The 12,916-nt window shown below is 56.2% G+C and carries 10 protein-coding genes; 6 read left to right on the forward strand and 4 right to left on the reverse strand.

The genetic code is table 11. The features are described 5' to 3' along the window. Window positions 1–21: 21 nt before the first annotated feature. The 6 genes from IPM21_17450 to IPM21_17475 all read left to right on the forward strand — a co-directional run bounded on the left by IPM21_17450 (window position 22) and on the right by IPM21_17475 (window position 8,260). The gene (locus IPM21_17450) at window positions 22–1,584 is read left to right on the forward strand and encodes an acyl-CoA carboxylase subunit beta (GenBank protein ID MBK9165658.1); all 1,563 of its coding nucleotides are present in this window, start codon (window positions 22–24) and stop codon (window positions 1,582–1,584) included. Between the two features lie 104 nt (window positions 1,585–1,688). Continuing rightward, entirely contained in the window at window positions 1,689–2,828 is a 1,140-nt protein-coding gene (gene alr, locus IPM21_17455) for an alanine racemase (GenBank protein MBK9165659.1), read from the forward strand. A gap of 59 nt (window positions 2,829–2,887) precedes the next feature. Next, window positions 2,888–3,739 (forward strand): YihY/virulence factor BrkB family protein, encoded by an 852-nt coding sequence (locus IPM21_17460; GenBank protein MBK9165660.1) that lies wholly within the window; start codon window positions 2,888–2,890, stop codon window positions 3,737–3,739. A gap of 6 nt (window positions 3,740–3,745) precedes the next feature. Continuing rightward, window positions 3,746–4,774, forward strand: a complete 1,029-nt coding sequence (locus IPM21_17465; GenBank protein ID MBK9165661.1) for an SIS domain-containing protein — start codon at window positions 3,746–3,748, stop codon at window positions 4,772–4,774. Continuing rightward, entirely contained in the window at window positions 4,774–6,069 is a 1,296-nt protein-coding gene (locus IPM21_17470) for a hypothetical protein (GenBank protein ID MBK9165662.1), read from the forward strand. Before IPM21_17465 ends, IPM21_17470 begins: the two co-directional genes overlap by 1 nt. A 76-nt stretch (window positions 6,070–6,145) precedes the next feature. Continuing rightward, window positions 6,146–8,260 (forward strand): M20/M25/M40 family metallo-hydrolase, encoded by a 2,115-nt coding sequence (locus IPM21_17475; GenBank protein ID MBK9165663.1) that lies wholly within the window; start codon window positions 6,146–6,148, stop codon window positions 8,258–8,260. Window positions 8,261–8,336: 76 nt separating this feature from the next. Here IPM21_17475 and IPM21_17480 read toward each other — a convergent pair whose 3' ends face one another. The 4 genes from IPM21_17480 to IPM21_17495 all read right to left on the reverse strand — a co-directional run bounded on the left by IPM21_17480 (window position 8,337) and on the right by IPM21_17495 (window position 12,845). After that, window positions 8,337–9,650 carry a protein kinase gene (locus tag IPM21_17480; GenBank protein ID MBK9165664.1) on the reverse strand — a complete coding sequence of 438 codons (1,314 nt, stop codon included), beginning with the start codon at window positions 9,648–9,650 and terminating at the stop codon, window positions 8,337–8,339. 19 nt (window positions 9,651–9,669) lie between these two features. Beyond that, window positions 9,670–10,182, reverse strand: coding sequence for a DUF4190 domain-containing protein (locus IPM21_17485; GenBank protein ID MBK9165665.1), 513 nt, complete (start codon window positions 10,180–10,182; stop codon window positions 9,670–9,672). A 14-nt stretch (window positions 10,183–10,196) separates the two neighbouring features. Beyond that, window positions 10,197–11,120: a hypothetical protein gene (locus IPM21_17490; GenBank protein ID MBK9165666.1), complete on the reverse strand. Its 924-nt coding sequence runs from the start codon at window positions 11,118–11,120 to the stop codon at window positions 10,197–10,199. Window positions 11,121–11,246: 126 nt separating this feature from the next. Beyond that, window positions 11,247–12,845 carry a protein kinase gene (locus IPM21_17495; protein MBK9165667.1) on the reverse strand — a complete coding sequence of 533 codons (1,599 nt, stop codon included), beginning with the start codon at window positions 12,843–12,845 and terminating at the stop codon, window positions 11,247–11,249. Window positions 12,846–12,916: the final 71 nt, after the last annotated feature.

Consider the following 12,916-nt stretch of genomic DNA (forward strand, 5'->3'; position numbering starts at 1 on the left):
CGGATAAATACTGCAAACGCTATGAAACCAGAAACCCAGGCGATTAACAAACTTGACGAACTGCTCGAACTTAACGAGCGTGCCGAGCTCGGCGGCGGCGAGGCCCGGCTTGAAAAGCAGCGGGCCGCGGGCAAAATGACCGCCCGCGAGCGGATCGAGTTCTTGCTGGATGAAGGCACTTTTGAAGAGTTTGATAAGTTCGTCGTCCATCGCTCGACCGACTTTGGGCTGGATAAGCAGCGGTTCCCTGGCGACGGCGTCTTGACCGGGCACGGAAAGATCGACGGGCGGCACGTCTTTGTTTTTGCTCAGGACTTCACCGTTTTCGGTGGTTCGCTTTCGGAAACACACGCTCAGAAGATCTGCAAGATAATGGACCTTGCGATGAAGACCGGTGCTCCGGTTATCGGGCTGAACGACAGCGGCGGAGCCAGAATTCAGGAAGGCGTCGTCTCGCTCGGCGGTTATGCCGACATCTTTTTGCGGAACACGCTGGCGAGCGGTGTGGTGCCGCAGATCAGCTGCATTCTTGGCCCTTGTGCGGGCGGAGCGGTCTATTCGCCGGCGATCACGGACTTTAACGTGATGGTAAAGGATACGTCCTATATGTTCATCACCGGGCCGGATGTGATCAGGACCGTGACGCACGAAGAGGTGACAAAGGACGAGCTTGGCGGTGCCTTGACGCATAACTCGAAGTCGGGCGTCGCACATTTTGCCGCGGATTCGGACGAGCACGCCCTCAGGATCACACGCGAGCTGATCTCGTTCATACCGTCAAACAACATGGAAGATCCGCCATTTGTGGCCTCCGCCGACCCCGCAACGCGGATCGACAAGGAACTGAACACGCTCGTCCCCGAAAACGCGAATATGCCTTACGACATTCGCGACATCATCACGCGGGTGGTTGACGACGGCTATTTCTTTGAGGTGCAGGATCTTTTTGCACAGAATATCGTCATCGGCTTTGCCAGGCTCGGCGGGCATTCGGTCGGGATAGTCGCCAACCAGCCGGCCTTTCTTGCAGGCGTTTTGGATATCGATGCCTCGGTAAAAGCCGCACGCTTCGTCCGCTTTTGCGATTGTTTTAACATCCCACTGATCACGTTTGAGGACGTTCCCGGATTTCTTCCGGGCGTCGATCAGGAGCACCACGGGATAATCCGCCACGGTGCGAAGCTGCTTTATGCCTTTGCCGAAGCGACCGTGCCGAAGATCACCGTGATCACAAGAAAAGCCTACGGCGGTGCGTACTGCGTTATGGCCTCGAAGCACATTCGGACGGACGTCAATTTCGCGTATCCGACGGCTGAGATTGCCGTAATGGGAGCGGAAGGTGCGGTCGGAATACTGTATAGGAAGGAGCTGGCGGAGGCGGAAAATTCCGAGACGGCGAGGCAGGAAAAGATCGCCGAGTTTCAGAATAAGCTCGCGAATCCCTATGTGGCGGCGGAAAAGGGGTTTGTCGACGAGGTGATCGAGCCGGCATTTACACGGCCAAAGCTGATAAGGGCACTGGAGATGACCCGGAACAAGCGCGACACCAATCCGCCGAAGAAACATGGCAATATTCCGCTTTAGGCGTAGCTTTAGCTGTCGGATCGCGACAGTTAACCTTGACTCTATTGTTTAGCCGTAACTTGTTGACTCTACACAGTTTGAGTATTTATTGATCAAACACTTTAATGCCAGAAATATTCCCCAGCCGGCCAACCAAAGCCATTATTGATCACGCCGCACTCGTCGAGAACGTGCGGTCGATCCGTGAGTTCATCGGCCCGGGCCCGAAATTCATGGCGGTCGTCAAGGCAAATGCTTATGGCCACGGGGCTATCGAGTGCTCGCAAACACTTGAGAAAGCAGGGGTTGATTGGTTCGGCGTCGCAACACTTGAGGAAGCACATGAACTTCGCAAGAACGGGATAGCGAGCCCGATAACGTGCTTTGGATCCGTATGGCCGGGCCAGGAAACCGCATTTTTTGAGCATTTCGTTATTCCGGCCATATTTTCACTGGAAACGGCTAAACGATTAGACGAAACAGCTGCAAAATGCGGAGTCGAAGCCCGGGTCCACTTGAAATTGGATACAGGAATGGGCCGTGTCGGGCTGCGTTTTGATGAGCTCGAAGGATTTCTGCAAGAGATCGCGGAACTGCGACACCTTAGAATCACGGGGCTAATGACCCATTTTGCCGCTGCCGATGACCTCTCGCAGGCCGATTTTACGGGGCTGCAGATAGCTCGATTTAAGAGCTCACTTGAACTATTGAGAAAGGCAGGCCTTGAGCCGGAAGTTGTCGATCTTGCGAATTCGCCCGGTGCGGTCGTTTATCCCGAATCGAGGGGAAAGATGGTCCGCATCGGCGGGATAATGTACGGCCTCGGCGATGACGTCCTTCCCCGCGATGTTCCAGGCCCCAAGCTTAAACCAGTTCTCTCGCTGGTCACAAAGGTCGCCATGGTGAAACGCATAAACGTTGGTGAGTCAATAGGATACGGGCGATCGTATACGGCAGAACGCGAGGTTACAGCGGCTGTTTTGCCCATTGGTTACAATGATGGATACTGTCGAGCTCTTTCCGGGCTCTCAGACGTTCTTATCCGCGGCATACGCTGCCGTGTCCTAGGCCGAATTTCGATGGACTGGATCACCGTTGACGCGACCGCGATACCAAATATAGAGGCCGGCGAGGAGGTCGTATTGATCGGAAGTTCGGGCGATGAAACGATCACTGCCGCCGAGCTCGCCGGAATTTCGGGTTCTATCTCGTACGAGATCACCTGCGGAATCGGGTCACGGGTACCTAGAATTCACACTAAGTAAGCTAGATACGACCTAAATAAACAGATGGTATCTGTTATGAATACGCGGGTTAGTATGTTGTGTATAAATCACTTTTAAGGTACTACAATAGGTTAATTTCCACAGGTGCCTTCGAGCGGTCGGCCGAGGTCGCCTTCTATTTCGTATTTGCATTCTTCCCGCTCTTGTATTGCCTGGTCAATATCGCAGGACTACTTCTCGGCTCGACCACCGAGATGAGGGCCGAGCTCTTCAGCTACCTTTACCGGATAATGCCGGATACAGCGTTCGAACTCGTCCGCGTTACGGTCGCGGAGATCATAGAGAGCAGCAGCCCAGGCAAGCTCATCCTCGGGCTAGGCGTCACACTCTGGTCTGCCTCTGCTGGCATTGACGGCCTCCGAGCCGCGCTCAACGCCGCCTATGGCGTCCGCGAGCGGCGGCAGATATGGACGACCCGTGGGCTTTCGATCGGAGTTACTCTGCTTTTGATAACTCTGATGCTTTTTTCGTCCTATCTCGTCTATGTTATTTGGGGCTACACGGGGGGTTCTCATCCCGAAGAGAACGCCGCTGCTCGATCGCTCATCGTTCTTCGCTGGGCCTCGATAGTTGCTGTGGTTTTTGCTCAGTGCATGATCCTCTATCGGCTTTTGCCAGATATTGACGATCATTCGTGGAAGCGAACGATGCCCGGGGCGATCGCGGCCGTCATGATCTGGTTGATCCTTACCTTTATCTTCCGGCTTTATATTCAGAATTTTAACACTTACAATCGAGCCTACGGTTCGCTCGGAGCGGTGATGATATTGATGTTCTGGCTTTACCTCGCGGCTCTTGCGTTAATGCTCGGCGGCGTGATCAACGCCGAATTTATGCATCACCGAAAGAGCCGAGGCCAAGAGCCCTCACCGCCGGCCGATGCCGACTGATCAAATATGTCGATAATGATCGAAGAGATCTTTGAGCAGCCTCAAGTTCTCGAACAAACCCTCACAGAAGAAAGGCCGAAGGCCGAGGCTCTTCGCCGCCGGTTAAACGACCGAGACATCGACCTGATAGTCCTCGTCGCCCGCGGAAGCTCGGACAATGCCGCTCTTTTTGGCCGCTATCTGCTGGAGGTAACGACCGGTATTCCCGTTTCGCTTTCGGCACCCTCGGTCTTTACTTTATATAACGCAAAGCTTGATCTCTCGCGTGCATTGGTCGTCGGCGTTTCGCAGTCGGGCGAAGGCACGGACATCAATCTCGTGCTCGAGAAGGCGAAGGCCTCGGGAGCATTTACGCTCGCCATAACGAACGAGGCAGATTCTGCGATGGCCTCGCTTGCAGATGAAACGCTGCTAATCCATGCTGGCCGCGAGCGTTCTGTCGCCGCAACTAAAACCTACACCGGCCAGATGTTGCTGTTTTATCTGCTGTCGGAGGCCCTCGGCGGCCGGAAGCTCAGCATTGAGAAGATCCCTGAACTTACATCGGGAAGCCTCAAGACGGCGGAGACCATCCGCGGATATGTCGAGCGATACGCGTTTATGGAGCAGTGCGTTGTTGTCGGCCGTGGGCTTAACTACGGCAATGCTTACGAACTTGCTCTCAAGTTGATGGAAACGTGCTATGTTGTGGCCGAGCGGTTCTCGTCGGCCGATTTTTTCCACGGTCCGCTGGCCATTGTCGAACGCCGCTTCCCTGTCATTATGTTCGCCCCCGAGGGAGCCGTTACACAGGGCAACGTCGATCTGCTTGAACGGCTCGGCGAGCTTCGCGCGGATTCGCTTTCTATCACAAACAGCCGCCGCGTCGCCGAGCTTTCGTCGCGTTCGGTGATGCTTGATGAAACCATCGACGAGTTTCTTTCGCCAATTCCCTTCGTTGTGCCGGGCCAACTCTTTGCAGCACATCTTTCGGCTGCGAAGGGCCTTGATGCGGACGCTCCGCGATCGCTCAAGAAGGTGACACAGACCATTTGATGACAGTAAACAGCGAAAGCGAACAGGTTTCTGCCGCCCGTTCGGGGCTTGAGACCGTCGTTTTCGTTGTTTTCCTTCTGCTCATAATTTCGCTGGGATTTATGCAGCCGAATGTCCGCTTTTCCGGAATGCGGCTGCAGGTCACGGACCTTCTTTTTCCTCTCTTTTTTATTGGTTGTGTTGCTGTCGCTTTGAAGGAGCGGTTCGCGATTCGGCCTGATCGCACCTACATTTTCATCGCCATCTATTTCTTAGTTCTTGCGGTCTCAGCCGCTTTTTCCGTTCAGCCGACGTCGAGCCTTCTGCGGCTTGCGGGCGAGCTTTTTCTCGTGCTTTTGGCCGTCGGTACCGCATTTATCGTTCGATCGGAGAGCGAACTGCGAGCGGCAATTTTTGCCTGGATCGCGGCTAGCTCACTCGTCTGCCTGATCGCATTTCTGACCGCCGCATTGTTCTATATTGACCGTGACAACCTATTGCTGAACTACACGCTCCATCATTACGGCTCGCTGCCGCCCGGTAATTATCCGCGGGTTCATAGTACTTTCGTTTACCCTGCAATGCTCGCAAATTACCTGACCGTCTCGGTCGTTTTCCTATTGTTCGGCAAGGTGAAGGAATGGTTCCGGCGCTCGTTCTGGCCATTGTTTATTCTGCACCTCGCGGGCGCGGGTTTTACTGTGACGCCCGGGCTCGGCGGCCTCATTCTCGGAATTGGGCTTTTCGTTTGGGTATTTCGAGATCCGGCGAATTCGTCGCGGCTGGCGTTCGCGGCCCTGACGATCGGCATTCTGGCCGCGATTGGTTCGGTCGTTGTATCTGCCGTTACGACACGCCCGATCCCAAGCTCCCCGTTCTGGTTTGACGCCTTTGGTTACCGGATCGACCCGACCCAGCGATTGCTTACTTGGATCGGTGCTTGGCAGACGATGCTCGAGTATCCACTGACCGGCCGCGGCCTCGGGCTTGACGTTGCTCGCGTATATTTCGAAGCACCGTCAGGGCAAAAGCAGATGCTCACGGATGCCCATAACACATGGCTTAACATCGGCGGACAGGCAGGCGTTCCGGGCTTTCTTGCCTCGATAATGTTGACCCTGGCGCTTATCGGACGCAGCTTGCCGCTTAGCGCGACCCGTGCGCCATCTTATCTAGCGATGTTCGGCGTTGCGTTCATCGCCGCTTTTATCGCACAGGGATTTGTCGGATCCTTTGAGAATGCACGGCATCTCTGGGTATTGATCGGGCTTTTGATCGCCGCGGCAAGGCTGCACGAGGCCGATGCGGAGCTTTAGTTTTGATCGAAAACTGATATACTTTTTTGAGTCCTGCCTAGCGACGATTTTTTTCAACCAAACTCGGAGGTATCCGTTGAAGAGCTATTTACGTTTTCTTCTTTTAGCGGTGTGCGTTTTCACCGCCGCGGGAATTGCATATCTAACCATCGCACCGAACGGCGGAGCGATCGCCGACAAACCGGTCTATTGGATAACTGTGGACCAATCGGAGATCGGCCACCTGATCGAGAAGGACCTGTCGCTTTCGGGTTCTACAAAATTTGAGGTCGTCGAGACCCGCGGCGGCCTCGCCATAATCAAGCTCGATGAACTCGGCTCGCAAGATCTGAGCGGGCGGATGCATGAGGAGTATCACAAGTGCTCCGGTTTTCTGCGGCACGAGACCTACGAAGAAGCACAGCGTTCGATCGATGCCTCACTTTCTGCCAACCCGGCCGCCGAGTTTGTATCGTATACGATCAACAATCAAACTGCCGTCGTGCCGATGCTTGCCGAAGCGGCCGAACCGAACATTCGCCAGACCATTACCGATCTTTCGTCGCTTTTCACCCGTCGCCATGACCAGCAGGGTGGACTCGACGGGGCGAACATGATCCTGACCAAGTGGCGGCAACTTGCTCTCGCCTCCGGCCGGACGGATGTTTCGGTGATGCCGTACGCTCACCTTTCGCCGACAAATCCGGACACATTCTTGACGCCGCAGCCGTCGATCATTCTCACCATCACGGGCACAGAGTTTCCCGAGGAGATCGTAGTCGTCGGTGGGCATCAGGATTCGATTCGCTCAGGACAGACGACAGGTGCGGCTCCGGGTGCGGATGATGACGCCTCCGGCATTGCGAGTATTACCGAGACGATCCGGGTTTTGCTCGAAAAGGACTTCCGGCCGAAACGGACGATCCAATTCATGGCCTATGCAGCCGAAGAAGTTGGACTCGTCGGATCAAAAAACATTGCCCAAAACTATCGCGCCCAGAACAAGAACGTCATCGGAGCACTCCAGCTTGATATGACGAACTATGGGGGCAACTGGGCGGATATCGTTATTATTACGGATAATACGAATGCTGCCCAAAATCAATTTCTCCGCGATCTGGTCACCGAATATCAGCCGACGCTCGTCGTGAAGAACGACCAGTGCGGTTATGGGTGTTCGGACCATAAGTCGTGGTTCGATCAGAACTACCCGGCATCGATGCCCTTTGAAGCTAAGTTCAGCGGCACCTCTCTCGACGGGATCGGATCGCAGTACAACACGGCACTCCACACCGCGAATGACACCATCTCGCGGAGCAACGGCAACGCAAATCATGCTCTGAAGTTCACCAAACTCGCGATCTCATATGTTGGCGAGCTGGCAAAAGGAAACATTGCTCAGCCGGCCCCGAACCGGACGCCATTCGACTTTGATGCGGACGGCCGAGCGGACCCCTCGGTCTTCCGGCCGGCAGATGGCATATGGCACATCGATGGTTCGACGGGCGGATATTCGGCCTCTCAGTTTGGTATCGCAAGCGACACGATCGTACCGGCAGACTTTGATGGCGATGGTAAGACCGATCTCGCTGTTTTCCGCGAGGGTGTTTGGCATATGCTGCGAAGCCTGGACGGCTATTCTGCCATCCAATGGGGCGTTGCGGGCGACATTCCGCAGCCCCAGGATTTCGACGGCGACGGCAAGGCAGACATCGCTGTCTTCCGGCCTTCGAATGGCGTTTGGTACGTGCTGAACAGCAACGGCGGAAACTCGATCGTCCAGTTCGGCCAGCAAGGCGATGAGCCTATCGCCGGGGATTTTGATGGCGATGGCGAAGCCGACCTTGCCGTCTTTCGCGATGGAGTTTGGCACATCAAGGGCTCTGCGAACGGCTACACCGCATACCAGTTCGGCATCGCGACCGATACCGCGATCGCGGCGGATTTTGACGGCGACGGTAAAGCCGATCCGGCGATCTTCCGCGATGGTGTTTGGTACATTTTGCGATCTGCGGGCGGCGTGACCATCTTCCAGTGGGGCGTGGGCGGCGATATCCCGACTGCTGCTGACTATGACGGCGACGGCAACGCGGACATCGCGGTCTATCGCGGCGGAACGTGGTACATCTACAACAGCGGGAATTCGAGTGTCAGCTATCGCTCGTTTGGAATAACCGGCGACCTACCGGCGGCAAATGCCTTCGTAAAGTAGGCTTAGCTAAAAAACTGAACGGGCCGTGATCATTGTCGATCGCGGCCCGCTTTTTTATTTTACCTTAGATCTCTATCTAAGAAAATTCGGAAGCGGCCCGCAGGAGAGCTTCGCGCATCTCGCCTGATGTTCGCCAGCGAAGCTCGACCTGTTTGGCAAGCGCGGTCTCGATGACAGCCGATATTCGCAACGGAACTTCCGGCACTCGATTCGCGATCGGGATGATCGGCTTTTCAAAGATCGCCTTTACCGTCTCTGAGATGCCGGCTTTGGGGCTGATGTCGAGCGCGTGTGCTCCCGTTAGCAGACTATAAGCGGTCATCCCCAGAGCATAAATATCCGAAGGCGGCCGGACTTCTTTGAAGTCTTTCACCTGCTCGGGCGGCATGTAAGCGATCGTGCCGGCGACGTCGCCGACCATTGTCACGCCGCTCATGCCGGTTTGCTTGTAGCTTTTTGAAAGGCCAAAATCGGTCAGCTTCGCAATGTAGTTTGGGAACGTGCCGTCAACAAGGATGTTCTGCTCCTTGATGTCGCGGTGAACGAAGCCCTTACCGTGTGCAAATTCCAGCGCGGCGAGGGTTTGTTCGATGATCTTGACGACCTCACGGTAGTTCAGCTTGCCGCCGCGGGTTTTCGCCAGCTTTGCGGCATCCGGCCCGCTGACGAACTCAGATACCAAATAAACGATGCCATTGTGAGTTCCGTGGTCGATGTAGCTGACAACGTTCGGGTGCTGAAGTGATGCAGCAACTTCGATCTCCCGCATGAACCGCTTCAGCGACTGATCGCTGACGGCCACCTCGGGCAAAAGTGTCTTGATCGCCACAGCACGGCCGTCCTTGGTCGAGCGGGCGAGCATTACGCTTCCCATTCCGCCTTGGCCGAGAATTCTGATCATCTGATAGCCGGGGATCGGCTGCGGATTGTTGCGGAGCACCTCGCGGCATTCTTCGCAAACATACGAATATTTTGCATCCGGCCGCGAGCTTTCAGCCTTTGATAATTTGCCGCAATTCAGGCAAGCGACCGTGATGATCGAAGGCTCGGTGTTCTCTGACTGATAAAGCGGCGTCGCGGCTTTCATCGAGTCCGCCGATACCTCGACCTCAAGAACGGTCTCACCGCCCTGGATCCGGTCGCCGTGTTTCAGATAAGCCGTTTCGACACGCAGCCCGTTTACAAACGTACCGTTGGTCGAACCGAGATCGCGAAGGAAGCACTGCGGCGGAGCTATCTCAATGATGCAATGATGGCGTGAGAAAAAACGGTCCTGCGGCAGGCAGAAGTGCGCGTCCTCGCTTCGCCCGATCATGAACGTATCGTGTTGGTCAAATGTAAATTTTCGTCCGGTTTGGGGACCGGCGATGACATTCAGAGTAACGCGCATCGCTATGAGTATAAGGAATTTAGGATATCTGTGCCACTATGCCGAGGAAGATGAAAAGCATTGAGATAATAAATGTAACGATCCCGATGATGAGGCCGGCGATCGCAAGCCCGCTGCCGCCATATCGGTCAGGATCACGGTCCGCATTTCTCATCGCCATAAATCCGACGGCCGCCGCCGGGAGCCCGAGCCAAATGCCGCCGTAACAGCAAACCAGGATCAGCGACGCCACACCGAGAGCCATCGAGACTATCGGCAGCGTTTGATCTTTGCTTTGCGAGATCGGCGAAAGGGCCGAATGCTGCGGAAACTGAACAACCGGCGAGCTGTACGGCATGATGGGGTCCATCGTCGGCCAGTTGGTCTCGCGGGTAGCACGCGGCGAATCCATGATCATCGTCGGCGGCTGATCGTCGGCGAAAAGCGAGGGATCACGGCTCTCCTGAAGATGCGAAAGCAACTCGCCATCCTCCAGGCAGAAGTTTATTCCGGGCTCTGTGTATTGTTTGCCGCAACGCGGGCAGGTCTTCATTCGCTTTCGTCCGGCTAACGCCTAATTTCGAGGTCTTTGAAAGCGATCCGCACGCCGTCACCCGAGTAGAGCCCGACAACGCCGCCCTGATAGCCGTGCACGTTGCGGATCGACGTCACCTTCTCGCTGTTTATATAGAGGTCGATGTTATCACCTCTGTGATCAGCCTCGAGCGTGTTCGAGGCCGAACCGGGCCGGATCAGATCGCTCTTAGCCCAGTTAACGACCGGAAGCTCTTTGCCCGGCTCGTGCCGGACAACGCGATAACGCCTCGTCTTGCTATCGATGACAAAGGCATACCCTTTCACGAGCGGTGTCGGATTGCTGAGAAATATCAAGCCGTAGCCAAGGCTCGAAGGGGCATCATTCATGTTGCGGAGCGTGACCGAAGCCCTCGCATTTTCGCTGGTGCTCTCTGCCGGAGCCACCAGAACATAGTAATAGCCACGCTGACGTGCGGCCATAAGGAATTCGCCGCCGGTAAACTCGGTCGTTCCGAAGGATGAGGAATCGCGAACCCATTTCGAAAGATCGAGCTTTTCTACATTGGCACTATCATTCCTCGTTGGAGAATTGTTCGGCGCGGGCGTCGGATCAGTAGAAACGACCTGCGTTCCGGGATCCTCGTTCATTATCCCGATGAGAAACAATCCGCCGATCCCTCCGCCGCAGAGCACAAGGCCGATACCGAGGATGCCGACGATCCACATCCAAGCACGTGATTTCTTTGGCTGGAGCGAATAGTTCGGCTTGGCATCCCAGCTGGTCTGCATTGTCGGCGGCGCCGGAATCTGTCCGCCGGGATTGGTCGGCGGGGTGTTCATCACCATCGTCGCAGGCGGATCATCCGCTGCGAGCACAAGCGGCGTTCCATCCTCAAGACAGAAGTTAAGTCCTTGGTCCGGATATGTTCGGCGGCAAGTCGGGCAGATCTTCATTCTTATTTTCCTGAATAGAGGCTCAGCCTCGGGAGTTTGCTCATTATACGCAATTTCCTTCCGAAACTGAATTTACGACGCAGATCGCGAAAAGTTCGTTTGCCGTAGCAACGAAAAAATGTCGGGTTATGCCATTGTTCCGCCGCATTTACCGCAAAAGCGGATCTCGGGCGGAAAGGATGAGCCGCAGTTTCGGCAGGCTCTCAGGCTTGGCGTCGGCGTTGCAGAGGCGACGGTCCGCAGCGGCGAGGTCGCGATCGTTTGGCTAATGCTCAGGCCGCAGCGGCCGCAGAAACGAGCGCCGGCCGCAAGCATATTCGAGCATCGCGGACACGGAAAGCCACCCGGTACGTCGCCCGGCGAAACGAGCGTAAATGACCTGTTCCCGCAGCGGCCGCAGAACTTCACGCCATCGGCAAAACGGGCGTCGCATTGCGTACACGCAACGATGCCGGGCATCATGCTCGAGTCGCCGCTGCTGCTCATTCCCTGCGATGGCGATGGCTGGCTGCCGCCCTCACGAGGAGCCCGAAGCTGTGCCTGGATCACCTGCTCGTCGCCGCCTTCGCGGACCTCGATGACGCGTTCGTCATCTCGTTCGCCCGGCTTCGAAACACGAAGGATGTGCTGTCCCGGCGGCACGCCCGCAAGTATCACCCTGCCCGAGCGTCCGACGCTTCCCTTTCGCTCGTCGTCAATATAAACCTCGGCACCGGCTGGAGCCATCACAACCACGCGACTGCCTCCATCGGCCCGGCTCTCGCCGATCGAGAGTGCTGCGTTCTCAAGGTCCTCGATCCATTCCTCGACGGTCGCGTGGCGCTCCGCCGCTTCGATCGCAAGCGAGCGCATTATTACCGCCTCGACCGCACTCGAAAGGTCGGTCCGCAGGGTCGAAAGTGCCGGCGGCTTGTGCATTATCTTCTGCATCACAAGCTGCATCATGTCGCCGGCGAAAGGCGTTCGCCCGCCGAGCATTAGGTATGCGATGGTCGAGAGCGCGTAGATATCGGCCCGGACGTCAACGCCCGTCTCCGGCTGCATTTGCTCGGGTGCCATAAATTCCGGCGTGCCGATTATGCCGCGTGAAGACGGCGTGGCGTTCGAGCTAATGTCCGTAACGGTCTGGCTGATTATCTTGGCGAGGCCAAAGTCGCCGACCTTGATGAACCCGTCGCCTTTGCTCCGCTGCATTATGAAGATGTTGGCCGGCTTTAGGTCGCGATGGAGGATGCCGATCTCGTGTGCCGCATCGACGCCGTCGGCGATCTGCCGCAGGATCTTCACGCTCCGCTTCACCGGCAGCGTGCCCTCGCGGCGAAGAAGCCGATGGAGCGTTTCGCCCTCGACGTATTCCATCACCAGATAGAAGATGCCTTCGGACGACTCGCCAAAATCGGTAACGCTGACCGTATTCGGATGCTGGATCGAGGCCGCGGCTTGAGCTTCGCGTTCGAATCGGGCGATCGCCTCGCCTTCCTGAAGATCGTCGCTGCTCAGGATGTCTTGCCGAACCGTCTTGACGGCGACCTTGCGGGCGGCGAACTTGTTGTCGTTGGCCAGATAGACCTGCCCCATCGCTCCGCGTCCGAGCCGCTTGGTCAGCAGATATCGCTCGGCAAGAAGTTGCGTTCCCGGAAGGCTATGCTTCGTCGGCGTTTCGTCCTGCGGACAAACGTCGACGGCGTCCGGGTAACACTGTTCACATTTTGGGCACTCTTTCATTCAGCGGCGTAGCCCGCAGCGGGCTCGAGGTGATCGATAGACAACAAACGAGTATTCTACGTCAGAACGCC

The sequence above is a fragment of the Acidobacteriota bacterium genome (assembly GCA_016716435.1).
Taxonomy (GTDB): Bacteria; Acidobacteriota; Blastocatellia; order Pyrinomonadales; family Pyrinomonadaceae; genus OLB17.

Excerpts from the sequence above, each read along its gene's own strand:
- IPM21_17450 (MBK9165658.1), top strand. The coding sequence starts at position 22 with ATGAAACCAGAAACCCAGGCGATTAACAAACTTGACGAACTGCTCGAA.
- alr (MBK9165659.1), top strand. The coding sequence starts at position 1,689 with ATGCCAGAAATATTCCCCAGCCGGCCAACCAAAGCCATTATTGATCAC.
- IPM21_17465 (MBK9165661.1), top strand. The coding sequence starts at position 3,746 with ATGTCGATAATGATCGAAGAGATCTTTGAGCAGCCTCAAGTTCTCGAA.
- IPM21_17470 (MBK9165662.1), top strand. The coding sequence starts at position 4,774 with ATGACAGTAAACAGCGAAAGCGAACAGGTTTCTGCCGCCCGTTCGGGG.
- IPM21_17480 (MBK9165664.1), bottom strand. The coding sequence starts at position 9,650 with ATGCGCGTTACTCTGAATGTCATCGCCGGTCCCCAAACCGGACGAAAA.
- IPM21_17485 (MBK9165665.1), bottom strand. The coding sequence starts at position 10,182 with ATGAAGACCTGCCCGCGTTGCGGCAAACAATACACAGAGCCCGGAATA.
- IPM21_17490 (MBK9165666.1), bottom strand. The coding sequence starts at position 11,120 with ATGAAGATCTGCCCGACTTGCCGCCGAACATATCCGGACCAAGGACTT.
- IPM21_17495 (MBK9165667.1), bottom strand. The coding sequence starts at position 12,845 with ATGAAAGAGTGCCCAAAATGTGAACAGTGTTACCCGGACGCCGTCGAC.